Consider the following 24,889-nt stretch of genomic DNA (forward strand, 5'->3'; position numbering starts at 1 on the left):
CAGAGGGAAAGCTATGTATGAAACAAAATCCACCAGGGAGAAATTCCGGTTATTTATTTTTATTATGATGCCGATTCTTATTACACAGTTTGGTTTATTCGGCATGAACCTGGTCGATACGATGATGTCGGGACGGGCAGGAGCTTCAGAACTGGCCGGTGTTGCCATTGGATCCAGCATCTGGCTTCCTGTGTCGACAGGTATTATGGGAATCATGATGGCGCTGCCGCCTATTTTATCACAGCATATCGGCGCAAAAGAGGAAGACGTTGTCTCCATGAAAGTAATCCAGGGAGCTTATCTGGCCGTTGCTTTGTCTCTTGTGATTCTGGCTGCAGGAGCCCTTACGCTCAATCCTATTATTGGATTGATGGAACTCGAGCCCCAGGTCGCCCATGTTGCCAGACATTATTTGATCGGCCTTTCGTTTGGCATTCTCCCTTTATTTATCCAACAGGCACTAAGAGGATTTATTGACTCGCTCGGCCATACAAGAGTCACGATGGTCATTACGCTGCTTGCGCTGCCGGTCAATGTTGTATTGAACTATGTCTTAATTTTTGGGCATTTCGGTTTTCCAGAGCTTGGCGGAATAGGCGCAGGCTATGCTTCAGCTGTTACTTATTGGTTCATACTGTTTATTACTATTTATTTCGTAGCAAAAGTAACGCCTTTTCGGGAATACCGGATTTTCCGTACGAGCTATCGTGTTCTTCCTGCAATTTGGAAAGAAATCTTATTCATCGGTCTGCCTATCGGCTGCACCATTTTCTTTGAAACGAGTATTTTTGCAGCGGTCACGCTTTTAATGAGCGAATTCAGCACTGCTGTAATTGCCCCCATCAGGCGGCTTTGAATTTTGCTTCCCTTCTTTATATGCTTCCCCTCAGTATTGCTTTCGCATTAACGATTGTCGTTGGACATGAAGTAGGGGCAGGGCGCTACAGCCATGCGAGAAGCTACGCAAAGCTGGGCATGCTGACAGCACTGGCGATGGGAGTAGCAGCGTCTATAATTATTTACGCCACCAGAGGACCTGTCATATTTTTGTATACTACAGACAGTACCGTGGCAGAGTGGATGAATGTATTTTTGATTTATGCTATTTTCTTTCAGCTTTCGGATGCGATTGCGACTCCGATACAGGGCATTCTGCGCGGCCATAAAGACGTTAATATTCCATTTTTGTATGCTTTTATTGCGTTTTGGATTATTGGGCTTCCCCTGGGAATTGTCCTTGCGAGGTTCAGTGCGCTCGGGCCGTTCGGCTACTGGGTAGGATTGATTGCAGCCCTGGCGGTTATTGCTTCAACGCTTGCTGTACGGCTGAGAAATATTCAAAACAAAAAAGAAAAACTCCATCCCGAACGTGTATAACGTTCGTATAACGGGTATTATACCCGTATAGAAATGGGGGGATTACTTGAATAAGCTGGAACCAAACACACTTAGAATAGCCAACGCGGCAGCTTTTGTGCTCGTTATTATTATGAATGGACTTGCTAATGCTCTTCCTTTGAATAATAACAGCACAGGGGCTCTGTCCGACAGGCTGAATGTACTATTCACACCAGCGGGTTATGTGTTTTCCATTTGGGGGGTTATCTACCTCGCACTTTTAGGATGGATTATTGCATCCTTTCTTGTAAAAAGAAAACAGCAGTATATTTTTACGGCCATAGGCCCATGGTTTCTAATCAGCAGTTTCTTTAATATTTTCTGGCTTTTTATGTTTCATTACGAACAGTTTCTGCTCACGTTTGTCGCAATGACAGGGCTTTTGGCAAGCCTGCTGGTAATTTACAGGCGTCTTAGCATGCAGGGAGCATCTTTTCTGCAGAAATTGCCCTTTTCCCTCTATACAGGCTGGGTAACGGTTGCTTTTATCGTCAACGTTGGTATTGTGTTTGTGACGCTGGGTATTGATGGCCTGATCTTTCCAGGTTCCTTTTGGACAGGACTGGTTGTAATCATTGGAACAGCTATACCTGTGTACGTGATGAAAAAACAAAAAGATATTATTTATCTGCTCGTGTTTGTATGGGCATATTTTGGAATTTTTGCAGAGAGAAACGAAGCACATCCATTTCTAGCTGCCGTTGCGTTTATTGCAGCGCTTGGCATTCTGGCATTTGGTGTGTGGGAAATTTGGAAAAGTAAAGGAAAGGCAGTGAGATAGGATGGCAGTAACAAGAGAAGAGCTTCATCAAATGGTTGATCACTTAACAGACGAAGAAGCGGACGCAGTGTACACGTATATTAAAGAACTGCAGGAGCTTGAAGAAGAGGAGCTTTCAGAAGGGCAGGTAAACGGCCTTTACGATCAGGAAGCCTACCTGGAAGAAGGAGAAATCAATCCGGATGATGATCCGGCCGGTCTTGAAAAACCGCCGAAAGGAAGAAACCTTTAATTCGGCGTTGAATAAACAATTGATCCCCTTTATACTTTATTTTGGCAGAGTGCTAATATAATAAAGGGGATTCTATATGTTAATTGTTATTTCTTCTGTACTCATTATGATTATTTTAAGCCTGCTCCGGGTAAACGTGGTGCTGGCTATCCTTATCGCCGGTATTGCAGGCGGAATGCTCGCAGGACTTGATATTACCGCTTCACTTGAACTGCTCGTTGAAGGAATGGGCGGCCAGGCTAATACAGCTCTGAGCTACATTATGCTGGGAGTATTTGCGATTATGATCGGTTACTCCGGCATAACAAATGTATTGGTGCAGTACTTGATTAAAACACTAAAAGGTAAGCGGGGAGTGCTTCTGCTTACAATTGCAGGTGTTGCCTGTCTTTCACAGAATGTGGTGCCGGTGCATATTGCATTTATTCCTATTCTTATTCCGCCGCTCTTATCTTTATTTGACCGAATGAGAGTAGACCGCCGTGCGGTTGCAGCAGCTTTGACTTTTGGGCTGAAAGCACCTTACGTTATGCTTCCTGTTGGTTATGGATATATTTTTCATAATACGATAGCGGTCGAAATGACTTCAGGCGGCATGGATATGACACATACTGAAATTTGGAAAGCGATGCTGCTTCCGGGTATCGGCATGATTATTGGATTATTCATAGCTTTATTTATTACTTACAGAAAACCAAGAAACACGAATCCGGAGAGTGTTCCGGAAGAGGAACCTGCTGCAGGCACTGTTTCATTTACAAAACAGCATCTGCTTACTATTATTGCCATTGCAGCAGCGCTCGGTTCGCAGATTTATTTTGACTCGCTGATTCTCGGAGCGCTTACCGGGATTGTATTAATGTTCTTGTTTGTAGTCGTGCCTTTTAAAAATGGTGATAGTGTTGTAAACGAAGGAATTAAATTAATGGGGATGATTGCTTTTGTTATGCTGATCGCGTCTGGTTTTGCCAACGTACTTCAGGAAACAGGTGCTGTGGAGCAGATGGTTGACCAGACTATTCAATACTCTGCCGGTGCTACTTTACTGACAGCAGCAGTGATGCTTTTGACGGGGTTGATTATTACTATGGGGATTGGTACTTCTTTTGGTACGATTCCTATTTTAGCGGCGCTGTTTGTGCCTTTTTGTTTGAGTGTAGGATTTTCTCCTCTTGCAACAGCTGCTATTGTCGGTACGGCTGGTGCTATGGGAGATGCCGGTTCACCCGCTTCCGATTCGACGCTAGGCCCAACTTCCGGTTTGAATGCGGATGGACGTCATAATCATATTTGGGATACATGCGTGCCGACGTTCCTTCATTACAACATTCCTTTGTTTATCTTCGGGCTGATCGCAGCTATGGTTCTTTAAAAAGGCAACTTTCGGAAAGAAAAGAGTGTGCAGATGAATAATGAAAAGATTTATGATGTTATCGGCATAGGTATCGGTCCTTTTAAACTTAGGGCTGGCCGCACTGCTCGACCAGGTGGAGGAAGTAGAGGAAATATTCTTTGAGCAGAAAAGCCAATTTGAGTGGCATCCCGGCATGCTGATTGAAGGCACAGTGCTTAATTCTTCCTTCCTGGCTGACCTTGTTACGTTTGCTGATCCTACAAGTCCCTACAGTATGCTTAATTATTTTCACAAGCATAATCGTATGTTTCAATTTTATTTAATGAGAAAATGCAGGTGCCCCGCCGGGAGTATGACTCCTACGGCAAATGGGTGTCAGGACAGCTTGCTTCCTGCCGGTTCGGGTATGAGGTAAGTAATGTAGAAGAAATAAAAGAAAAAGGCTGCTACAAAGTAAAAAGTGAAGCAGGTTGGTGGAGATAGAACAGATATTTACTATGCAAAACATGTAGTACTCGGAGTTGGAAATACTCCGATCGTTCCCCCTGGATTGGAAGGCACCAATCAGGAGGACATTTATCACACAGAAAACTACAGCTTTAATAAAGAAGCGCTTCGTGATGCTAAAGCCGTTACTATTATCGGATCCGGCCAGAGCGCAGCAGAGGTGTTTTATGATCTGCTTCAGGATCAGAAGTATTTCGACTACCGTCTTTCCTGGTTTACAAGGTCTCCACAGTTTTTCCAGGCAGAGAATGCCAAAGTAGCTCGTGAAATTTTCTCGCCTGATTATGTCGACTATTTCCGTTCGCTTGATTTTGATACAAGAATGAAAGGACTTCCCAACCTTGACCAGGCAAGAAAAGGAATAGAGCAGGACATTCTCTATAAAATCTATGATCTGCTTTATCACCGGTCGATAGAACGGGAGGATCCAAAAGTTACGCTTCAGGCGATGACGGAAATGAAAGGTATCACCGAAGCCGAGGAATATTCTTATATAGTGGAATGCTTCCAGTGGCAGAAAGAAAAAACCTTTTATCATCCCACAGATAAATTAGTGCTGGGGACAGGATACAAGCCAAGTCTTCCGGATTGGCTGGAAAACATGAAAGAGGAGCTTTCCTGGGAAGATGACACACCTTTGAAGTGGATGATCATTACCGGATTAAGTTCAAGGACAATAGAGAGCATTCTTTATTTACGCTCGTTAATATTGACCACTCGCACGGAACGGCAGCTACCAATCTGACGCTGTCTGTTCTCCGAAACCAGGCTATTATAAACGCAGTCTGCGGCTATGAACGCTTTCCCATACAGAAAGACACAGTATTCCAGCAGTTTTTCCCAGAGTGAAAAAAAGAAAAAATCTGTTTTAAGTAAGCCTTTTCAGGAAATAGGTAATTAAACTATTTCTTAAAGGAGGTACGTAAGTGAGCAGAAAAATGCTTTACGCAGCTCTTTCTGGTTGTGTTGACTGTCAGTATGCTTTCAGCTGTGGAGAAACAGACACGGAAGAAGAACCCGAAATGGAAGAAGACCCAGCCGGAGAAGACATGGAAGAAGGCGACATGTAATACGAAGAACTCTCCTGACATGGAGAGTTCTTTTTTTGTGTAATGCGGTTATCTTTGAAGCAGAGAGCTGCCATGATAAAATATCACTACTATAATAACCGTCCGGGAAGCCTCAGCTTAAAAGAAAAGAGGAGAGATTATGCTTTTGCTGACTCTTGCTTTTTTAATACTGCTGCCTGTCACGATTGCTTCTATAACCATAGTAGTCAGCCTGATTATGAAGTGGCTGCTGGAAAAAGAGGTAAATAACCGAAAAGAGTATTCGGTTTTTCATTTTGTAAACATCGCGTTCACTATAATGATGTGGGGGACGACCAGCATTGTTTTCTACGGGCTTGTTCTGGAAAAAATCACGGAAACCGGCTGGGTAACAATGACAATGTATGCTTATGTGTATCCGCTTCCTGTAATTCTGCTGCTGTATACAGCAGCTTCCCGGCTGTTTCGATCCTGGATATATCCGGTCAGCAGCCAGACGGATAATATTATTTATTTAAAAAGAAGAAGCGGTTTGTTTCGATAGGAAAGAGGGAGTATAGTGGCGAAAACGAAATTCTACGTTGTATGGAAAGGCAGAAAACCGGGCATTTATAGCACATGGCCGGAGTGCCAGAAGCAGGTAAAGGGTTATCCCGGTGCCCGTTTCAAATCTTTTCCTACGAAAACAGAAGCAGAACAGGCTTTTGCAGGTGAAAAGAAAGAAGTGTTACAAACAGAACCGGGCAGTTATATTGAAGAAAGTTTGTCTGTTGATGTCGGCTCAAGGGGGAACCCGGGTCCGGTCGAATATAAAGGCGTGTATACAAAAACAGGTGAAATAGTATTTGAGCATGCCGGATTTCCTAAGGGGACAAACAACATGGGGGAGTTTCTGGCGATTGTTCATGCCCTTCAGTATTTAAAAGAAAAAAACAGCTCTATTCCTGTTTATTCAGATTCGATGACCGCCTTAAAGTGGGTGAAAGATAAACAAATAAAGTCGACCCTTGCACGTGACAAGGAATCTGAACCGATATGGAAGGCTGTAGACTTCGCAGAAACATGGCTGAAGGAAAACAGCTGGAGCAATGCCCTGTTGAAATGGGAAACAAAGCAATGGGGCGAAATCAAAGCGGATTACGGAAGAAAATAAATATACAAGAAAGGCTGGTCTAAAATAATGAAACTAGGCGTACTTGATCAGTCCCCGGTGATAGAAGGAAAAACACATGCAGAAGCACTTCAGGACACAGTCGCGCTGGCAGAAGAAGCGGATCGGCTGGGTCTCTCCAGATTCTGGGTATCCGAGCATCACGCAGCCCCCAACTTAGCGGGAGCAAGCCCGGAAGTCCTCATTCCGCACATTGCTGCACGTACCAGAAATATAAAAGTGGGCTCCGGCGGAATTATGCTATCCCACTACAGTGCTTTCAAAACAGCAGAGAATTTCAGCGTTTTGGAAAATCTCTATCCAGGACGCATAGATCTGGGCATCGGCCGGGCTCCGGGCGGAATGCCGCTTGCAACCATGGCACTTCATGATAGAAGAAAACGGGATACGCATCGTTATCCAGAACAGGTGAAAGATTTAATAGGCTACCTTCATCATTCACTGCCGGAAGATCATTTCTTTAAAGACCTTCGCGTTACGCCTCAGACAGAGTCGCCGCCGGAGATCTGGATGCTGGGCTCCAGCGCGTCCAGTGCCTCTCTTGCGGCAGAGTACGGCATGCCATACTGCTATGCGCATTTTATTAATGCAGAAGACGGGGAAGAAGCCACCAGGCTGTACCGTGAGCATTTCAAGCCCTCTGCTTTTTTGAAAAAACCGAAAGTGATTACGGCTGTTTTTGCCGCTGCGGCACCAACCGCAGAAGAAGCCGAAGAAATGGGACGCGTGATGGATCACGTGCTTTTATCAGGTGAACAGGGAAAACCGTTAAGCGGCATACCTTCTTTTGAATCTATTGCCTCGGTTACATACGAATCGTATGAACAAAAGCGTATAGATTACAACCGTGCGAGAATGGCAGTAGGGACTCCTGAAGAAACTGTTTCTGTGCTGATGGATATTGGAAACAGATACCTTGCAGAAGAAATAATGCTTGTGTCCCTTGCTCCAGCCTCTTCCCGGAAGATTAATTCCCTGCGCCTGATTGCGGACGCATTTTCATAAATTTTTCATATTATGTTTAGATGTATCCGCACAGCGGGTAAACCTATCATTGTAGACGAAATTTGATTGAAGGAGTGAATCACATTGGCTAAAAAAATTGCCGTAGTAATGACAGACATGTTTGAAGATGTTGAATATACAGATCCGAAACAAGCTTTCGAAAAAGAAGGCCATGAATTAACCGTAATTGAATCGGAAAAAGGAAAAACTATCGAAGGAAAGCAGGGAGAAGCAAAAGTAACGGTAGATGCATCTATCGATGATGTGAAACCTTCTGACTTTGACGCACTGTTTATTCCTGGTGGATTTTCCCCGGATCTTCTCCGCGGAGACGAAAAATTTGTTTCCTTCGCTAAATCCTTTATGGATGAAGATAAACCGGTATTTGCTATCTGCCACGGACCGCAGCTTTTAATTACTGCAAAAGCTCTGGAAGGAAGAAATGCAACCGGATTTACATCCATTCAGGTGGATATGGAATATGCCAAAGCTAAAGTGCATGATAAAGAAGTTGTTGTCTGCCACAATCTGGTAACGAGCAGAACACCAGATGACCTTCCTGCATTTAATAGAGAATCGTTAAAGCAGCTTCAATAATAAGCAAGAGGCAGATCCAGCCGGATCTGCCTTTTTTAATTAATGTAAAAGATAATTTGTCTGAGCAGATAAGAAGAAGGCCGCAAACTACAGTGATATAATAAAAAGCGAGGAGTTGATTTGGATGAGTGAAAAGACAGAATTAGCTACGTTTGCCGGCGGCTGCTTTTGGTGTATGGTAGGTCCCTTTGAACAGGAAGAGGGAGTGCATACGATCATCTCAGGCTACACCGGGGGACATACGGAAAACCCAACCTATCAGGAAGTGTGCTCAGATACGACCGGGCATGTGGAAGCAGTGCAGATAGAGTTTGATCCGGATAAAGTAACGTATGACAAACTGCTGGAAATTTTCTGGCGCCAAATCGATCCAACAGATGCAGGCGGACAGTTTAATGACCGCGGCGAATCTTACGGAACAGCTATTTTTTACCACAATGAGAGCCAGCAGGAACAGGCCGAAGCATCGAAAGAGAAAATGCAGAATGAAGGGCCTTTTAAAGGAAGAATCGTTACACCTGTGCGTCCTGCAAAAACGTTTTACAGAGCTGAAGAAGGACATCAGGAATATCACAAAAAAAACAGTTATCACTATAATATGTACAAAAGAGGATCCGGAAGAGCCGGATTTATAGAAACTCACTGGGGGAATGCATAATGGCAAACAAAGAAGAATTAAAAAAGAAGCTGACGCCGATCCAATTTGAAGTAACTCAGAATAACGGAACGGAGCGTCCTTTTGAAAATGAATACTGGAATCTAATGGAAGATGGGCTGTACGTTGATGTTATTTCGGGCCGGCCGTTATTTTCATCAAAAGAAAAATTTGAATCAAGCTGCGGCTGGCCGAGCTTTACGGCTCCTTTAAAAGAAGAGGAAGTAGCAGAGCATTTTGATACAACCTTTGGAATGAGACGTACAGAAGTAAGGGCGAAAAATTCAGATTCTCATCTGGGACATGTATTTAACGACGGTCCTAAGCCGACGGGTCTCCGGTATTGCATTAATTCAGCTTCCCTGCGCTTTATTCCGAAAGACAAGCTAGAAGACGAAGGATACAACGAATACGCAGAACTGTTTAAATAAGAGGTTTAAGCAGAGCAGAACAGGGAATTATATATAGTGTACGAGTTAAATGCCTATGGAGCAGGCAGTAGGTCTGCGGGCACATGTTATGATATTAAATGCAATCAAGGAGGACGTTTCTATGGATTCAAAAACACAAGAACTAGTAGAAGGACTAAACACAGATCTCGCAAATGAATACGCAGCTATGATTATGTACAGCAATAATGCAGCTGTTGTATCCGGATTATACCGTCAGGTACTAAAGCCTTTTTTTGAAGGCGAAGTAGCCGACGAGCAGGGCCACGCGATCTATCTTGCAGAAAAAATCAGCATACTTGGCGGCACACCTACTACGGTTCCTGCCAAAGTACAGCAGACAAGTAATGTAAAAGAAATGCTTGAGAACGCAAAGCAGTCTGAAAAAGACACCATTGACCGTTATAAAGTGCGGGCAAAGCAGGCAGAGGAGCTTGGTTTGATTGAACTGCAGCTCAAACTCGAAGACTTAATTTCTGACGAAACGGGTCATATGGAAGAAATCGAAAGACTACTAGCCGATCCACGCATGCATTAAAAAAAATGAAAAGACCAAAGCCAATCGGCTTTGGTCTTTTTTGTCTTTTCACTTATAAAGCAGAAGCAGAAGACTGGGTACTCTGTGATGTCTTATCATCTATTCGGTCTTCTATTGCTTTCATAGCTTCAGGATCGTTCAGCAGGGCTTCACGATTTTTATTTATCAGCTCTTCTAAAGTTGATCTGTTTGGTTTTCTCATTTATTCTCTCCTTTTCTCTTCTCTATTTTCATTATAATAGCGTTTTAGTTGAAAAAGATGCTTAAATTGTTACTATTTTTTGAAAACTTTGTATTATCTAAAAAATAGACTATTCGCTTTACAAACTTATTTTTTCCTGCTAAACTTTGTATCAAATCACTTTACAGAGAGAGTGAGCAAACGCTCACTAAGTATTTTCAGAATATTTTATTAAAGGAGTGCGGGAGATGACGGGAGAGAGAGAAGAAGCAGAATTTCAGTTTTCTTTAGAAGAAGAAGGATTTGAAATGCTGGAAACAGATGTATTTATGACAGAAGTCTACAATGGCTGATTAATAGTAAAAAGAGGGCTGATACGTTCAGCTCTCTTTTTTAATACAGTAAAAACCGCTATGGGAGATTTTTTCTTTACAAAGAGGAGTAAACAGCAGGGAAAAGTGGTATGTTAATGTTATATCAAATAAAATGCCTGAAAGGTGGATGTATCAATGACAGAACAGAATAAAAGCAGAAAAGGATTAGGAATAGGTTTAGGAATCGGGATTGCAGCTCTTTTAGCAGTAGTGCTTGGCAATAAGACATCAAGAGAAAAAGTGACGAGCGGCACTAAAACAACTGCATCAAAAGTGAATGGGGCAACTCAATATATTTCACAGAACAGAGAAGAAATCATCGACACTTTAAAGAAAGCATCAAACCAGATTTCAGAGCTTCTGGAAGCAGCAAACAAAGACGTACAGAAAATTTCTGAAACAGCAGGCAATCTAAAAGAGACAACAATGAATATTAAAGATACTACGAAGAAAACAGCCCAGGAAATGAAGGAAATCAAAGAAGAAACAGTTTCCAAGCTGTCTGAAGAAGTTCCTTCCATGCCAGAAGCCTCTGATTCAAACGGGGAAACTTCAGCAGATGCAGATAATGTACACCCGCTTCCAAGAGGTAAAGAATCCATCTAGGTTAAATGATAAAATTTTATGTTTACTACGACCCGATTTAGGAAAAACAATTTTTAAGAAGACTTTTCCAAGGGGGATTCATCATGAGTGAAGTAGAAAATATAAAAAAACTATCCAATGTACAGGACGAAAATGGAATACTTTCCATTTATTTGAACACCGATTTTACAGAAGGAAGCCAGCAGGGCGGCGAATGGAAAATCCGGCTGAAAAACGGATTAAAAAAGCTGAAGGAATATGCTGAGGCAAGTGAATCAAAAGAACAGCTTAAAACATATAAAAGTACAGCTGAAAAAGCCGATCAGCGTATACATGATCTGCAGGCTGACATGCAGAAGGGTCTCGTACTCATTGTAGATTCAAAAGGCAGTATCCTGCTGGAAAAAATCCTGCAGGTACCTATCGAAACGGATTTTCAATGGGAAAAGCATCCGGTTGTAGACCAGCTGGATTTTCTGCAGAAAGATTATCCAGCTGCCGGAATTCTGCTGGTGCAGCAAAGAGATGTTATTCTTTTAGACACCGCATTAGGAGAAATCCGGGATCAGCGGAAATTCAGCTGGGAGCTTGAATCTGAAGACTGGAAGCAGTACCAGGGAACAGCAGCACGTGCTAAAACAGCTTCAGGATCAACGCATGTGGACGAGCTGCAGCAGCGTTTTGAAGAGAATCAGCAGAGATGGTACAAAAAGCTGGCGCCAACGCTGGACAAAGAAGTTAAGAAACGCGGTCTCGAAGGTGTATACCTTGTCGGAAGCAAAGAGTATGTGAGAGATTTGGAACAGCATTTAGGTGCAGAGATTATGGATACCATTCCGAAAAACTTAATATCCAAACCTGCTCATGAAATTGTAAATGAAGTATACGGCGAAATTGTCCGCTAAGAAAAATCTGCTGATAACTTATCAGCAGATTTTTTTTGCTGTTTTCGAGTACTATCTTTGTAAAGTGAAAGCTTGGAGAGTGGACGAAGCGTCGACACTAGATTAAAATGCAGAAGAGACGTTTGATGGAAAGGGTGCATGTATGTGGATTTTTCAATGACAGAACACGGATTTATAACCGAAACAAACTATGGGACACTTCATATTTCAAGTGATGAAGAGCATGGATTTCGTCCGTATCAGCTTATGACCGCATCGCTTGCTGTATGCAGCGGCGGCGTGCTGAAAAAAATAATGCAGAAGCAGCGCATGGATGTACAGGACATAGCAATACGGACAAACGTAGAGCGAAGCGGAACAGAAGCAGATGAAATTACAAAAGTATCCATTCATTTTGTTATTGACTCTCATGATAAAAACGATAAAAAAATGCTGAAAAACATGGAGTTAACACGGAAATACTGCTCAATGGTGCAGTCTGTCAAAGACAGCATACAAGTAGAAGAAACGTATGAATGGAAATAAAATAGGCTGGACAGCAAGAAGAGGAGAAACAAATGGCAGCAAGTACCCGTATGGATTTTACAGAAGGCAGCATAATGAGAAAGATGATTCTCTTTTCCTGGCCTATTTTTTTGGGCAACGTGCTGCAGAGCTCTTACCAAATTGTAGACAGTCTTTGGGTTGGTAACCTTCTTGGAGCGCAGGCTCTAGGAGCAGTAACGCTTTCCAGTACCGTCATTTTTACAATTTTATCTTTTATTATAGGTATAAACAGCGCTACGCTGACTATTCTGTCGCAGCGTATAGGAGCAGGCGATAATGAAGGGCTGAAAAGGTCCTTAAACGCATTCGTTACGGTTCTTGGTATATTGGCCGTAGGGCTGGGCGTTGTAGGCTTTTTTATGTCCCCTTATATTCTTCAGCTGATGGGGACGCCGGAATCAATCATGCCGATGGCTTCGACGTATCTGCGAATCAACTTTATCGGTATTTTATTTTTGTTTGGGTACAACTTCATTGGTACCGTGCTTCGATCCTTAGGGGACAGCAAAACACCTCTTCGTTTTATTATGCTGGCGGTAGCATTGAACATTGTCCTGGATCCTTTTTTATTCATGTGTTCGACTTGGGCATCAGCGGTGCTGCTTATGCGACAGTGATTTCGCAGGGAATTGCGTTTTTATTTGGAATCATTTACTCCATTGTAAAAAAAGGAGTACCGTTCTCGATTCCCTACATTCCTGCGATAGAGGAATGCAGACGCATTGTAACAATAGGACTGCCTTCCGGTTTTTCTATGGTTGCCATTTCAGGCGGTGTGCTTGCCGTAATGACCGTAGTCAATTCCTTCGGTGAGACAGCTGTTTCCGGATTCGGGGCCGCTCAGCGGCTGGACAGCGTTATTATGCTTCCTTCGCTTACGCTGGGTTCCGCTATTACAAGCATTGCCGGCCAGAACATTGGGGCAGATAGATGGGACAGAATAAAAGAAATTGCCAAAAGCGGACTTATTCTCATTTTTTCAGTATCTCTTGTCATCAGCACCATTGTGTTTATTATGGCTGAATTTTTGATGGGGCTGTTTGTAAGTGATCCGGGAACGATTGAATTCGGGGCACAATACCTGCGGATCGTTGCGTTTTGTTATCCCTTCCTGGGCATAAATTTTGTACTAAATGGAATTGTCCGTGCATCCGGTGCCGTTATGCAGGTGCTGGCGCTTAATATTATTTCGTTTTGGCTTCTCCGCTTTCCGCTGGCCTGGCTTTTTTCTTCCATGTATGGAGAAATCGGCATTGGCATGGGAATTGGATTGAGCTTTTTAATAAGCAGCTTGTTCGCTGCGGGCTACTACAAATTCGGAAAATGGAATAAAATCGATATTTTTAAAGAAGAAAAAGAAGCATCTGCTAAATGATAAAACAGAAAGGAACTACTATAATATGAGCACTCCTATTCACACGAAAGAACAGCATCTTGATTATTTACAAAAGCAGTTTGGTTTAATACAGCAGATGGTTGCCGGGTCTGCCTTCGGATCAGGCGGGGATAGAAGATTTAGAGCGCCTTGAAAAAATGCTCGATAATCTTATGATTAAAAATTCAGCAGTTCAAGCCGGATTGGAAAGAGCAGGGGGAATCGTAATGGAAGTTTTTTCTCGTCCGCCATGGGAATCAGAGGGCAACCGACTAAAAACCTGCAGGGTTGTATGAATTTTGACCTGACGGATAAAGGCAGAAGCCAGGCAGCAAAGCTTGGAGACTTCTGGTCCGGCCGCCATACGCTGGATGAAATTTTCAGCAGTGACCTGACAAGAGCACATGAAACAGCGAAAGCAATCGGTACAGAACAACGTCTTTCCGTGCAGACGAAAGAGCTGTTCAGGGAGATAAATCTGGGTCCTATGGAAGGCAAAACAAAAGAAAAATATATGAAGAATTTTCCGGAAGTGAAAGAAAAAACCTGCTTTGCAGCGGGCTTGACGGGGCGGAACGGTGGGAAGACATTACGAATCGATGTGAAAAAGCTAAGAACGATGCTGCTGGCGGCAGAGTTTGAAAAAGCGGCCATTGTATCGCATGGAGGATTTCTAACGATTTTCCTTATGTATCTTATTCTTGGAAAAGACTGGCACCGGGTGGAAAGACCATTTCATATGGATAATACCGGTATTACAAAGCTTGTGCGCCGAGGAAATAAGCTGCAGGTTGCTTATTTAAATAATCGTCCCATTTACTATAGAAAAAAGGAGCAGTCCGCGATGGACTGCTCCTTTTTAATATGAATATGTCTGATAGATAAATAATTAACCGTCGTAATTTATAGGCGAGCCGGGTCCTAAGTCAAGACGAGCAGCATCCATACGATGAGAGGATGGACCAAGGTGACAAGGAAAACGAGTGAGTACGGCAGCATAACAGAGATAAGCGAACCGATTCCCATTTTCTTATCATACTTTTGAGCAAATGCGATAATAATGCAAAATACGTCATAAGCGGAGTAATAATATTTGTTGATGTCAGCAACACGATAGGCCATCTGGGTTAATTCGGGAGAATAGCCGAGCTGCATCATGATCGGAACAAATACGGGAGCCATAATAGCCCATTTCGCAGACGCACTTCCAATAAATAAGTTAATAAAACCGGTAATTAATATAAACATAATTAAAAGCGGAATTCCCTGCAGATTGATGCTTTGCAGAAATTCGGCGCCATATACACTTAAGACCAGTCCCATGTTGGTTTTCATTAAAATAGGCAACAAATTGTCCGGCAGTAATGCGAGAACAATAAAACATCCCCATGGAAGCCATCGTCTCAGAGAGTTGATTGGCTACGTCTTTATCGTTGCGGATAGATTTGGTAACAATTCCATAAACTACTCCGGGAATAAAGAAAAGAATTAAATCGCTACAACAAGGGAACTCATGAATGGAGAAGTGGCAACGAAATCGCCGGGTTCACCGTGAAGCGGCGAGTTCTGCGGCACCACGAGAAAAGCGAGCAGAACAGCTGTTATAAGAAAAGAAACACCGGCCCAGATCATGCCTTTTTTCTCTTCAGATGTTGCTTTGCCAATTGTTTCGCGGTAATCTCCCTTGTATTCCCCAAGGCGGGGTTCAACAATCTTCTCACTGACAATCGTACCAACGATAGTCAGGAAAAAAGTAGAAACGATGATGAAGTAATAATTCATTGCATTGTTCATCGTATCTGCATAAGCAGGGTCAATCGTTGCCGCTGCCTGCATGGTTAACTCCCCAAGCATTGGGTCTGTAGCAGATAAAAGCAGGTTGGCACTGAAACCTGCCGATACACCGGCAAAGGCGGCTGCAAGGCCCGCCAATGGATGACGTCCCAATGCAGCAAACAGCATAGCTCCCAGCGGCGGAAGCACCACATAGCCTGCGTCAGATGCTACACTCGACATGATCCCGGCGAATACTAAAGCTGCAGTCAGCAGTCTTGTTGGGACGGAGAAAACAAAGGAACGAAGAAGCACGCTGATTAATCCGGTTCTCTCGGCAATACCGATACCAATCATGGTAGCAAGCACTACGCCTAAGGGAGCAAAGTTAATAAAGTTATCAACCATGCTTTCAAATAAATAAACTATACCCGAACTGGATAAAAGACTTGTAATACCAATCGTTTCTCCCGGGGCGGCCGGATCTTCAACAGAAATTCCAGTAGCTGATAGAATAGCTGAAAGAAAAACGACAATTACAGCCAAAATGGCGAAAAGAGTAATAGGATGCGGCAGCTTGTTTCCTGATTTTTCAACAATATCGAGAAAACGCTGCAGCAGCCCGCGTTTTTTAGCAGAGTCTGCCATATGTAGTATCCTCCTAATAATTAATTATTGAATATATAGAAATATTCAGAATTAGTGCATGCTTCATAACACACAACGTACATTATAGCGGCTATTTATTATAATTGAAACATTTAATCTTAAAAATTATGACTAATTTTCTTACAAAGATAATAATTTCAGAAAATAATATCGTTTAATACCAGCATAGTAAGCGTTTTATTAAAAACAAGGTTAAAAAGTTAGAAAAAAAAGAATTATCAAATTACTTTACTAGTATAAAGTATTAAAGATATTAAGTTAAAATGCTTTGTTCAAATAACTTAGCAGACCAGTATAAATGTTATAATATAGAACGATGGATTTTTGGAGGATTTATAATGAACCAATGGGTATATGAAGCAGCAATTGAACCTGTTTACAATTACAAAAGAATGCTGCAGAGAACAGGAGCTGATCCTGTTCATTTTGTAGATCTGCATAATAATAGGATTCTTTTCCCTTATAAAGAAGAAGGAAGACAGGAAGTACTCGATATATCTTTTCAAACAGTGAAGAATGAAAATAGGATAACGATCAGTGGAGCAGCGAAAGCAAAGGATAATGCAGTGGAAGCGGTATATAAGGCTTTTGCGCTTAACACAGCATTAGAAAGTGTGGCCCGCCATTTTGAAGGCACAGAACTTGCTCCTTTATTTGAAACCTATAAAGGGGTTCCGCTCGTAAGAGAGCCTGAGCTTTACGGTTGTTTAATGAAAACAATTATTCATCAGCAGCTTAATATGGCATTTGCTTACACGTTGTCCACAAGGTTTGTTGAGCATTATGGAGAAAGATCAGATGGGGCATGGTTTTACCCCTCTCCTGAAAAAACAGCTTCTCTCTCTACAGCAGATCTGATGAAGCTGCAATTCAGCAGACGTAAAGCAGAATATGTAATAGATACCTCGAGACAGATTGCTGAAGAATCGTTAAATCTGGAACGTATGGAAACAGAAACGTCTGAAGAAGTGTTCAAAACCCTTACCGCAGTGCGGGGTATTGGTCCCTGGACTGCAGAATGTTTTCTTTTATTTGGATTGGGCCGGCTTAACTTAATGCCTGCTAAAGACGTTGGGATACAAAACGGGCTTAAAAAGCTGTTGGAATTGGAGAGCAAGCCTACAGAAGAAGAGATCAGAAAAAAAGCATTGAGATGGGCCCCCTATGAAAGCTATGCAGCTTTATATTTATGGCTGAGCACCGAATCAGTAACTTAATGGAGTGAAACGTATGAAACAATATAATCGAACACCCAAAGATGTACTTTTGAAAAAGCATGAGGAAATCCCGTTGACTATAAAAAAATTAGGTATCAATGGAGAAGGTATTGGCTTTTTTAAACGAAAGGCCGTATTTGTCGCAGGAGCTCTCCCCGGAGAAGAAATAGTAGCGTCTATCAGCATGGTGAAGCCAAACTATACGGAAGCAGTAGTGAAAAAAATCAGGAAAGCTTCCCCAGAGCGGGTATCGCCGCCATGTCCGGTTTATGATCAATGCGGCGGCTGCCAGATTCAGCATATTTCCTACAAAGGCCAGCTGGAAAACAAACGCGATATCGTAGCCCAGGCATTTGAACGCTATACGAAGAAATATAAGGTTACGGTCAAGGAAGTAAAGGGAATGAAAGACCCATGGCATTATCGGAATAAAAGCCAATGGCAGCTTCAAAAAAAAGAAGGAAAAACAGCGGCCGGCCTGTACTCGCTTGACAGTCACCGCCTGGTTGATCTGACCGGCACGGGGTGTATGGTGGAGCATCCGCTGGTGGAAAGAATCAACCAAAAAACGGCAGCGGTCATTAAAGAGCTTGATCTGCCTATATATGATGCCAAACGAAAGAAAAATGGACTTCGTACTATCGCGGTCCGCATTTCTACAGCGGAAAACACGGCGCAGCTCACATTTATTTCTTCAAGCGATGACCTGCCAAATAAGAAAAAAGTTATTTCCCGAATCAAACAGGATATTCCTGAAGTAGTATCGATCTTCCTGAATGTTCAGCCTTCCAGAACCTCTACAGTTTTCGGGGAGAAAACAGAACATCTATGGGAAGTAAGATCATTACCGAAACGCTGGAAAGCTATTCTTATTCGCTTTCCCCGCAGGCTTTTTTTCAGTTGAATCCTTCCCAGACTATAGTTCTTTACAATGAAGCAAAAAAGGCAGCCGGACTGACCGGTGAAGAACGGATTGTAGATGCCTACTGCGGAAGCGGAACAATTGGAATATGGATGGCTGACCAGGCCAAAGAAGGCCGGGGAATGGATATTGAAAAAGCGAGCATCAACAATGCCTCTGAAAATGCAGCCGCATACGGCTTCAGCCATTTAACATTTTATGAGGGGGCAGCTGAAAAACTTCTGCCTGAATGGAAGCAGGAAGGCTGGCAGCCGGATGTAGTGTTTGTGGATCCGCCGCGAACAGGCTGTGATGATGTTTTTCTCGATACGATTGCTCAAATAAAACCTAAAAAATTAGTGTATATTTCCTGCAATCCGTCGACGCTGGCAAAAGACGCCGGCGTACTTCTTGAAAAAGGTTTTTCTATAGGGGAAGTACAGCCCGTGGATATGTTCCCGCAGACAGCGCAGGTAGAAGCAGTAACGACTTTTTATTCCTCTTCAAATGAGTAAAAGAAAGAGTATAATAGAGATATACAAGGAGGGCTTATCATGAGAAATTTTCAATATGCAGATACCCCGGCAGGCCAGAAGATAGCGATCAGTTCAGACTTTGCCGCCGGAATTGGGGAAAAAGAAGGCGATAAAGTTAAATGTTCCTATGACATGCTGGCATCCATGACTATGCGAGTGGTTTTTATGGAAATGCTCAGCGGGGGAGGCTCTCCTTTTGCCGTAACGATAGCAAACGGGTGTTATGAAAACACCTGGGGTACTATTGAAAAAGAAGTAGCAAGAACATCAACAGCCCTCGGATACCCGGATATAGTTGTAACGGGTAGTACGGAATCCAATATAGAGCTTCAGGAATCTTCTCTCGGCATTACTGTAATAGGAGAAGGCAACAGCCGGATGGCTGGGCGCGAAAGGCCATCGATCGATCACCTTGGCTTTGCTGTTATTGGAGAGCCGCTTTCTGGAGACGACGTACTAGAACTGAGCGATCACATGGTTCCTCTCCACATGTTTAAAGTACTGGTTGAACACGACCATGTGTGGGATATCGTACCGGGCGGCTCCAAAGGTATCGCCTATGACTGGCAGAGACTCATTGAAAGAGAAGGAACGGTTCCGGAAGATATTCCATTTTCCACTGTTAATTTATACGTATCCTGCGGGCCTTCATCAGCTATCCTTATAAGCTATGACAAGCACAAAGAAGATGAAATTTACCAGCTGTGCGGTTCTCATTTTCATCCTATCCAGACGTAAAGGAGGACCAGGATGAAAGACAACACTTCTTTATTTCAAAAAAAATTTCAGTCTCTTGAAGAATTTGCGGACTATATAAGCGGAATATTAGGCGGCCCTGTGACGATTGAAGATGCCGGCCACAGGCTGCTGGCCTACAGCACGCACAGTGATTATTCAGACGAAGCAAGAGTTTCCACCATTATGAGCAGACGTGTGCCGGAGAATGTTATAAGCAGGCTCTGGAAAGATGGAGTGATCCGGCGCTTCACAAACGGGAGGATCCGGTCGTTATTCCCCGGATCAAGGACATAGGGCTGGGCAACAGAATGGCAATAGCCATCAGACGAAAACAGGAAATCATGGGATATATCTGGGTTATCGAAGGAAACAGCCCGTTTTCAACGGTTCAGGAAGACCTGCTCAAGAGTGCGGCTGATAAAGCAGCAAAAGAACTGCAGCAGCGGCACATGCAGAACAAGCTGCAGGAAAAAAGTAAAGAAGAATTTTTCTGGAGACTGTTAACGGAGGATATTAAAGAACTTCCCGTTATTACGAAACAATTTGAACACTGGCATGGTAAAGCCCCGGGACGATCATTAATCGTCGTACTCGAATCAGAAGAAGCGATTGATGATATTATGTTTCGGTCCATTATGTATTTAGCCCGTGGATCTCAAAAAATAAAGCTGTGGCTGCAAACGAGAACAGCCGATCAGGTGATTATGCTGGTTGAACCATCCGCCGATGCCTCCCGGTATACTGAGAAACATTTTATGGAAGAACTGCTGCAGCTGCTTAAAGAACGTTTTTCCTCCCGGCAGTTTATAGGAAGCGGCAGAGAGGTTTCCCTTACCCATATAAAAAAAAGCTATGAAGAAGCCCAGATGGTTATAAGAATGCAGAGGCGTCTGACGTGGACCCGGCAGCATTTATACACGTTTGAACAGCTTGGCTATTTGAAATACCTGGAAGCAGCGGCAGAGAATGAAGCAGCTCATGATATGCCTCATCCGGTAATTAACAAATTAATCATGTATGACAATAAAAATAATACAGATCTTTTAAACACATTATATGTTTTTCTTCAGTCTGTGAGTGTGAATAAGGCTGCAGAACATATGCATATTCATGCTAATACAATGGCCTATCGGATAAAGCGAATTGAAGAAATTACTGAAATGAATACGAAAAACCCTCATGAACAACTGTCCTTATTAATGGAATTTACTTTGCGGGAGTACATAAGCAGCTAAGTTTGTGTTTTTTCACAAACAAGCGGCTTTTTCTTTTCAAAAGTACACGAAGATTTTTCATAAATGAATAGATATACTGGTTGTACAAATATATCTTAGGGGGTCATTTTTATGATTATCGGTGTACCTAGAGAAATTAAGAACAATGAAAACAGAGTAGCCATTACGCCGGCAGGAGTTATGAGTCTAACGAAAAGTGGCCACAGCGTATTAATTGAAGTATCTGCCGGAGAAGGCAGTGGATTTACAGATGTTGATTACCGGGAAGCAGGGGCGGAAATCGTTCATTCGGCAGCAGAAGCATGGAACAAGGCAGAAATGGTAATGAAGGTAAAAGAACCGCTGCAGGAAGAATACCAGTATTTCCGGAAAGGTCTTCTGCTTTTTACGTATCTTCATCTTGCCGCAGAACCGGAGCTTGCAGAAGCACTGGTAAAGCATGAAGTGACGGCAGTTGCCTATGAAACGGTGGAAACGAACAGGACGCTTCCTCTTTTAACGCCAATGAGTGAAGTAGCAGGTAGAATGGCCACTCAAATTGGAGCCCAGTTTCTTGAAAAAACAAAAGGCGGGAAAGGCATTCTACTTTCCGGTGTTCCAGGGGTGCAGCGTGCAAAAGTTACCGTGATCGGCGGCGGGATTGTCGGATTGAATGCAGCCAGGGTAGCTGTAGGACTAGGAGCTGATGTTACGATTATCGATTTGAGTCCGGTGAGGCTGCGTGAAATTGATGATTTGTATGGCAGGGAAATTCAGACACTAATGTCCAATCCATTAAACATCATGGAAGCAGTAAAAAACTCTGACTTAGTAATTGGCGCAGTGCTTATTCCCGGCGCAAAAGCACCTAAACTCGTAACGGAAGCAATGATTCAATCGATGAGTGAAGGCTCCGTTGTTGTGGACGTAGCGGTTGATCAAGGCGGTATTATTGAAACAGCCGACAAAATCACAACCCATGACAATCCAACGTATATTAAGCATGGCGTGGTTCATTACGCAGTAGCGAATATGCCGGGCGCTGTCCCGAGAACGTCCACCCAGGCACTTACCAACGTGACAATGCCTTACGCACTTCAAATTGCTTCTAAAGGAATTGCTGAGGCCGTCAAAGAAAACGATGCCTTGAAAAAAGGTGTTAATACAGCTAATGGTTATGTGACCTATGAAGCGGTCGCGAAAGATCTAGGCTACGAATATGCCGACCCTTACGAAGCTTTAAATCTGCAGACCCATTCATAAACAAACAGTTAATAAAAGAATAGAAGCTGCAAAAATGTATGATGTACGGGTAGATAATAATGAGCTCTTATAAGCAAAAAAAGACTTCCGCCGTGGAAGTCTTTTTTGTAGATTGCCGATAAACTATTCCACCTTGTATATCCATACATGATATGATCTCGCATATTTTTAAATTCTTATATGAACAGAAGAAAAACAAACAGGAGTGACTCCAGCAGAACAGCCATAGAAGAAGCTAAAGAGGCGTTCTTTTCCTCTTTAGCTGAGGCATGGCCTGCGGAAAGCACTCCTGTAAGGGTTTTGTATAAAAATACCTATTTTTTGTCTTTCTCAACACTCTAAAAAAGAGACTTCCATAGAGGAAGTCTCTTTTTGCATTAAATTAGCTGTTATCTACAGGGTATACACCATTTTCATCGTGTACTTCACGTCCGGTAAGCGGAGGATTAAACACGCATACCATTCTCATATCAGAAGTTGCACGAAGCAGATGTTCATCGTTTTTATCTAGAACATATAGCGTATCTGCTTTGATAGGGTGAACTTTACCGTCAGCGATAGTTTCTACTTCGCCTTCGCCTTCGATGCAGTATACAGATTCGAGGTGATTCTGGTACCAGATGTGTGTCTCAGTGCCGGCACGAATAATCGTGTCGTTGATGGAATAGCCCATGTTATCATTTTTAAAAATGAGTCTGCGGCTGACCCAGTTGCCATCATCTACTTCTTGATCTGTTCCAAGAACGTCTTCTAGTTTTACTACTTTCATGTTTAGTGCCTCCATTAATATTGGTATTAGTTATGATGAAGCTGCAGGCTGTTTATTAAGAGGTAACAGCATCTTTCTCTGAAGATACCGTATCTTTAATAGATTGTTCAAGCAGCTTTAATCCTGTTTCAAGCCCTTCGTCGTCAATAGTAATAGGCGGGAAGAGTTTAAATACTTCATCGTTTGGTCCGGCTGTTTCCATAATCAAGCCATGTTCAAAGCACTTGTCCGTAATTTTATCAGCCAGTCCTTCTACGTTACAGAATACGCCCTGCATAAAGCCGCGTCCTCTATGGGAGCCTTTTAATTCAGGATATTCGCTTATCATTTTTTCCAGAAAAGCATGAATACGCTCTGCTTTTGTCTGAACATTTTTCTCCAGCGCATCGTCTTTCCAGTATTGGAACGACTGCGTAGCAGCTACAAATGCCAGGTTATTTCCGCGGAATGTTCCGTTATGCTCACCTGGAGCAAACTTATCGTATTCCGGCTTAATAAGAGTAAGAGCAAGCGGAGAACCGTTTCCTCCAATAGATTTGGAAAGGCAGATAATATCCGGCTTAATACCGGCAGGCTCAAAGCTGAAGAACGTACCGGTTCTTCCAACTCCTGCCTGAACGTCATCAATAATAAGAAGGATATCATGTGCTTTACAAATGCGGTCTACTTCTTTAATCCATTCCATGCGTGCAGCATTAAGGCCGCCTTCACCCTGGACAGTTTCCAGAATAACTGCTGCAGGCTTATCAAGCCCGCTTCCGCCGTCTTCGAGGAAACGCTCAAAATATTCAAGACCAAGGTCATTTGCACCAAGGTATTTATCATAAGGCATAGATACAGTATGATTTAACGGAATTCCTGCACCTTTACGCTTAAATGCATTACCTGTTACGGAAAGGGCACCGATTGTCATACCGTGGAAACCGTTAGTAAAGCTGACCACATTTGTTCTGCCGGTAACTTTGCGTGCAAGCTTCAGTGCCGCTTCCACTGTGTTTGTGCCGGTTGGTCCGGGAAACATTATTTTATAATCCAGGCTGCGTGGTTTAAGAATAATATCGTGAAAAGCTTCCAGAAATTCAGCCTTTGCTTTTGAAGCCATATCCAGCGAATGAATAACGCCGTCTTCCTGAATATATTCAATAACCTTCTGTTTCATTTTTTCGTCATTATGGCCATAATTTAAAGCACCTGCACCGGAGAAAAAGTCTACATACTCTTTTCCATCCATATCCCAGAGCTTGTAGCCTTTTGCTTTGTGAAACACAGTAGGAAATCCTCTAACATAGCTTCTTACTTCAGATTCATAATTATTAAAACTGCTCAAGTCATTTGTATTCATGCTTTTTATTACTCCTCCTTAAAAGGGTATCAATTAGATTAGTATTAACTTATTATTCTGAAACATCTATATATGCTGCCTTCTGCATTCAAGGAATGACAGAAGGAAAAACCTATTATTTAAGCGGTCCTACTTTAAATGTAAGCTCAGCTTCATGTTCATCATCCGGAAATAAATCTTCAGCGAATGTTTCAAAAACCTCACACTCAGTTTCGTGTGTTCTGGCTACTTTTTTGAACAATCCTTTAGATGCTTCATTGGAAGGAGTTACTGTAGCTTCCATGTATTTCACGTCTTTACATGCTTCTCTTTCAAGCACAGCATCAAGAAGTCTGACAGCAAGACCCTTTCCTCTTTGGGAAGGATCAACGCCAACCTGCCATACAAAAACTGTATCTTGCTTTTCAGGCGGGATAAAAGCAGTTACAAACCCAACTAATTCATCATTTTCTTTTGCCACCACGCAGGTTTCAGCGAAAAACTCGCACATCATAATGTATTTATAAGAAGAGTTTAGATCAAGTGTAGAGTTTTTAACTAATTCCCACATGTCTGCTCCGTCTTCGACCATGGGTTTATCAAAAGTTAATGAATCAATCACATTAGCCGTCTCCGTCATTTTAGCTTCCATCTCGTATACCACCCTTATTAAAGTTAGTAGTTGCCTTGTATTCCTATACCTTGATTATTTCAAACATAAACCTCGTTTTAAATGGTTATTTTTGGAGGTGTTCAGCAGGAAATCTCACAAAATATGACTTGGCG

At 42.6% G+C, this 24,889-nt stretch carries 31 protein-coding genes and 3 pseudogenes; 28 read left to right on the forward strand and 6 right to left on the reverse strand.

Annotated features, from left to right (window positions below; all coding sequences use genetic code 11):
* The first annotated feature begins 13 nt into the window (after nucleotides 1-13).
* The 15 genes and pseudogenes from MMY81_RS34295 to MMY81_RS18695 all read left to right on the forward strand — a co-directional run bounded on the left by MMY81_RS34295 (nucleotide 14) and on the right by MMY81_RS18695 (nucleotide 9,736).
* Nucleotides 14-856 carry an MATE family efflux transporter gene (locus MMY81_RS34295; RefSeq protein ID WP_308215397.1) on the forward strand — a complete coding sequence of 281 codons (843 nt, stop codon included), beginning with the start codon at nucleotides 14-16 and terminating at the stop codon, nucleotides 854-856.
* Entirely contained in the window at nucleotides 853-1,377 is a 525-nt protein-coding gene (locus tag MMY81_RS34300; protein WP_308215398.1) for an MATE family efflux transporter, read from the forward strand. Before MMY81_RS34295 ends, MMY81_RS34300 begins: the two co-directional genes overlap by 4 nt.
* A 46-nt stretch (nucleotides 1,378-1,423) precedes the next feature.
* Complete coding sequence (locus MMY81_RS18635) at nucleotides 1,424-2,179, forward strand: TspO/MBR family protein (RefSeq protein WP_252314051.1); 756 nt, start codon at nucleotides 1,424-1,426, stop codon at nucleotides 2,177-2,179.
* 1 nt (nucleotide 2,180) lies between these two features.
* Entirely contained in the window at nucleotides 2,181-2,411 is a 231-nt protein-coding gene (locus MMY81_RS18640; protein WP_252314052.1) for a hypothetical protein, read from the forward strand.
* Between the two features lie 76 nt (nucleotides 2,412-2,487).
* Nucleotides 2,488-3,783: a Na+/H+ antiporter family protein gene (locus MMY81_RS18645; RefSeq protein ID WP_120193641.1), complete on the forward strand. Its 1,296-nt coding sequence runs from the start codon at nucleotides 2,488-2,490 to the stop codon at nucleotides 3,781-3,783.
* 115 nt (nucleotides 3,784-3,898) lie between these two features.
* Nucleotides 3,899-4,248, forward strand: a pseudogene (locus MMY81_RS18650) (SidA/IucD/PvdA family monooxygenase).
* Entirely contained in the window at nucleotides 4,226-5,017 is a 792-nt protein-coding gene (locus tag MMY81_RS18655; protein ID WP_252314053.1) for a SidA/IucD/PvdA family monooxygenase, read from the forward strand. The pseudogene MMY81_RS18650 and the gene MMY81_RS18655 overlap by 23 nt, the downstream one beginning before the upstream one ends.
* A 181-nt stretch (nucleotides 5,018-5,198) precedes the next feature.
* Complete coding sequence (locus MMY81_RS18660) at nucleotides 5,199-5,342, forward strand: hypothetical protein (RefSeq protein ID WP_252314054.1); 144 nt, start codon at nucleotides 5,199-5,201, stop codon at nucleotides 5,340-5,342.
* 139 nt (nucleotides 5,343-5,481) lie between these two features.
* Nucleotides 5,482-5,865, forward strand: coding sequence for a hypothetical protein (locus MMY81_RS18665; RefSeq protein ID WP_252314055.1), 384 nt, complete (start codon nucleotides 5,482-5,484; stop codon nucleotides 5,863-5,865).
* Between the two features lie 15 nt (nucleotides 5,866-5,880).
* A complete protein-coding gene (gene rnhA, locus MMY81_RS18670; RefSeq protein ID WP_252314056.1) occupies nucleotides 5,881-6,474 on the forward strand; it encodes a ribonuclease H in 594 nt (197 codons plus the stop codon).
* Nucleotides 6,475-6,498: 24 nt separating this feature from the next.
* Nucleotides 6,499-7,497, forward strand: coding sequence for an LLM class flavin-dependent oxidoreductase (locus MMY81_RS18675; protein ID WP_252314107.1), 999 nt, complete (start codon nucleotides 6,499-6,501; stop codon nucleotides 7,495-7,497).
* A gap of 84 nt (nucleotides 7,498-7,581) precedes the next feature.
* Nucleotides 7,582-8,094, forward strand: a complete 513-nt coding sequence (locus tag MMY81_RS18680; RefSeq protein WP_252314057.1) for a type 1 glutamine amidotransferase domain-containing protein — start codon at nucleotides 7,582-7,584, stop codon at nucleotides 8,092-8,094.
* A gap of 124 nt (nucleotides 8,095-8,218) precedes the next feature.
* Nucleotides 8,219-8,752: a peptide-methionine (S)-S-oxide reductase MsrA gene (gene msrA / locus MMY81_RS18685; protein WP_120193635.1), complete on the forward strand. Its 534-nt coding sequence runs from the start codon at nucleotides 8,219-8,221 to the stop codon at nucleotides 8,750-8,752.
* Entirely contained in the window at nucleotides 8,749-9,180 is a 432-nt protein-coding gene (gene msrB / locus MMY81_RS18690) for a peptide-methionine (R)-S-oxide reductase MsrB (protein ID WP_252314108.1), read from the forward strand. Before msrA ends, msrB begins: the two co-directional genes overlap by 4 nt.
* Nucleotides 9,181-9,301: 121 nt before the next feature.
* Nucleotides 9,302-9,736: a ferritin-like domain-containing protein gene (locus MMY81_RS18695; protein WP_120193633.1), complete on the forward strand. Its 435-nt coding sequence runs from the start codon at nucleotides 9,302-9,304 to the stop codon at nucleotides 9,734-9,736.
* 52 nt (nucleotides 9,737-9,788) lie between these two features.
* Here MMY81_RS18695 and MMY81_RS18700 read toward each other — a convergent pair whose 3' ends face one another.
* Nucleotides 9,789-9,938, reverse strand: a complete 150-nt coding sequence (locus MMY81_RS18700) for an FbpB family small basic protein (protein WP_252314058.1) — start codon at nucleotides 9,936-9,938, stop codon at nucleotides 9,789-9,791.
* Between the two features lie 488 nt (nucleotides 9,939-10,426).
* Between MMY81_RS18700 and MMY81_RS18705 the strand changes: the two genes are divergently transcribed.
* The 7 genes from MMY81_RS18705 to MMY81_RS18725 all read left to right on the forward strand — a co-directional run bounded on the left by MMY81_RS18705 (nucleotide 10,427) and on the right by MMY81_RS18725 (nucleotide 14,570).
* Complete coding sequence (locus MMY81_RS18705) at nucleotides 10,427-10,897, forward strand: hypothetical protein (protein WP_252314059.1); 471 nt, start codon at nucleotides 10,427-10,429, stop codon at nucleotides 10,895-10,897.
* 83 nt (nucleotides 10,898-10,980) lie between these two features.
* Nucleotides 10,981-11,781, forward strand: coding sequence for a VLRF1 family aeRF1-type release factor (locus MMY81_RS18710; RefSeq protein ID WP_252314060.1), 801 nt, complete (start codon nucleotides 10,981-10,983; stop codon nucleotides 11,779-11,781).
* Between the two features lie 138 nt (nucleotides 11,782-11,919).
* Complete coding sequence (locus tag MMY81_RS18715) at nucleotides 11,920-12,306, forward strand: OsmC family protein (protein WP_253076022.1); 387 nt, start codon at nucleotides 11,920-11,922, stop codon at nucleotides 12,304-12,306.
* Between the two features lie 32 nt (nucleotides 12,307-12,338).
* The gene (locus MMY81_RS35500; protein WP_374562319.1) at nucleotides 12,339-12,944 is read left to right on the forward strand and encodes an MATE family efflux transporter; all 606 of its coding nucleotides are present in this window, start codon (nucleotides 12,339-12,341) and stop codon (nucleotides 12,942-12,944) included.
* Entirely contained in the window at nucleotides 12,902-13,702 is an 801-nt protein-coding gene (locus MMY81_RS35505; protein ID WP_374562321.1) for an MATE family efflux transporter, read from the forward strand. Before MMY81_RS35500 ends, MMY81_RS35505 begins: the two co-directional genes overlap by 43 nt.
* Before the next feature lie 25 nt (nucleotides 13,703-13,727).
* Nucleotides 13,728-13,856 carry a hypothetical protein gene (locus MMY81_RS33430; protein WP_256497960.1) on the forward strand — a complete coding sequence of 43 codons (129 nt, stop codon included), beginning with the start codon at nucleotides 13,728-13,730 and terminating at the stop codon, nucleotides 13,854-13,856.
* Between the two features lie 96 nt (nucleotides 13,857-13,952).
* Entirely contained in the window at nucleotides 13,953-14,570 is a 618-nt protein-coding gene (locus tag MMY81_RS18725; RefSeq protein WP_256497961.1) for a histidine phosphatase family protein, read from the forward strand.
* 53 nt (nucleotides 14,571-14,623) lie between these two features.
* Here MMY81_RS18725 and MMY81_RS35510 read toward each other — a convergent pair whose 3' ends face one another.
* Both MMY81_RS35510 and MMY81_RS18730 read right to left on the reverse strand, forming a co-directional pair.
* Entirely contained in the window at nucleotides 14,624-15,049 is a 426-nt protein-coding gene (locus MMY81_RS35510) for an AbgT family transporter (protein ID WP_374562324.1), read from the reverse strand.
* A gap of 28 nt (nucleotides 15,050-15,077) precedes the next feature.
* A pseudogene (locus tag MMY81_RS18730) lies at nucleotides 15,078-16,123 on the reverse strand (AbgT family transporter); the annotation flags it as partial.
* Between the two features lie 359 nt (nucleotides 16,124-16,482).
* Here MMY81_RS18730 and MMY81_RS18735 point away from each other — a divergent pair.
* From MMY81_RS18735 to ald, 6 genes and pseudogenes are all read left to right on the forward strand, one after another.
* On the forward strand, nucleotides 16,483-17,361 hold the full coding sequence (locus MMY81_RS18735) for a DNA-3-methyladenine glycosylase family protein (RefSeq protein WP_252314063.1): 879 nt from the start codon (nucleotides 16,483-16,485) through the stop codon (nucleotides 17,359-17,361).
* 13 nt (nucleotides 17,362-17,374) lie between these two features.
* Nucleotides 17,375-18,777: pseudogene (gene rlmD / locus MMY81_RS18740) on the forward strand (23S rRNA (uracil(1939)-C(5))-methyltransferase RlmD).
* Between the two features lie 39 nt (nucleotides 18,778-18,816).
* Nucleotides 18,817-19,536, forward strand: a complete 720-nt coding sequence (locus tag MMY81_RS18745; RefSeq protein ID WP_252314064.1) for a hypothetical protein — start codon at nucleotides 18,817-18,819, stop codon at nucleotides 19,534-19,536.
* 12 nt (nucleotides 19,537-19,548) lie between these two features.
* Nucleotides 19,549-19,830, forward strand: a complete 282-nt coding sequence (locus tag MMY81_RS18750) for a hypothetical protein (protein WP_252314065.1) — start codon at nucleotides 19,549-19,551, stop codon at nucleotides 19,828-19,830.
* A 14-nt stretch (nucleotides 19,831-19,844) separates the two neighbouring features.
* Nucleotides 19,845-20,771: a PucR family transcriptional regulator gene (locus MMY81_RS18755; protein WP_252314066.1), complete on the forward strand. Its 927-nt coding sequence runs from the start codon at nucleotides 19,845-19,847 to the stop codon at nucleotides 20,769-20,771.
* A gap of 111 nt (nucleotides 20,772-20,882) precedes the next feature.
* On the forward strand, nucleotides 20,883-22,013 hold the full coding sequence (ald, locus tag MMY81_RS18760) for an alanine dehydrogenase (protein ID WP_252314067.1): 1,131 nt from the start codon (nucleotides 20,883-20,885) through the stop codon (nucleotides 22,011-22,013).
* Between the two features lie 382 nt (nucleotides 22,014-22,395).
* Here ald and MMY81_RS18765 read toward each other — a convergent pair whose 3' ends face one another.
* The 3 genes from MMY81_RS18765 to ectA all read right to left on the reverse strand — a co-directional run bounded on the left by MMY81_RS18765 (nucleotide 22,396) and on the right by ectA (nucleotide 24,755).
* A complete protein-coding gene (locus MMY81_RS18765) occupies nucleotides 22,396-22,782 on the reverse strand; it encodes an ectoine synthase (RefSeq protein WP_120193619.1) in 387 nt (128 codons plus the stop codon).
* Between the two features lie 55 nt (nucleotides 22,783-22,837).
* The gene (gene ectB / locus MMY81_RS18770; protein WP_120193618.1) at nucleotides 22,838-24,124 is read right to left on the reverse strand and encodes a diaminobutyrate--2-oxoglutarate transaminase; all 1,287 of its coding nucleotides are present in this window, start codon (nucleotides 24,122-24,124) and stop codon (nucleotides 22,838-22,840) included.
* A gap of 115 nt (nucleotides 24,125-24,239) precedes the next feature.
* Complete coding sequence (gene ectA / locus MMY81_RS18775) at nucleotides 24,240-24,755, reverse strand: diaminobutyrate acetyltransferase (RefSeq protein ID WP_252314068.1); 516 nt, start codon at nucleotides 24,753-24,755, stop codon at nucleotides 24,240-24,242.
* Nucleotides 24,756-24,889: the final 134 nt, after the last annotated feature.

It is taken from the genome of Sinobaca sp. H24 (assembly GCF_023845525.1).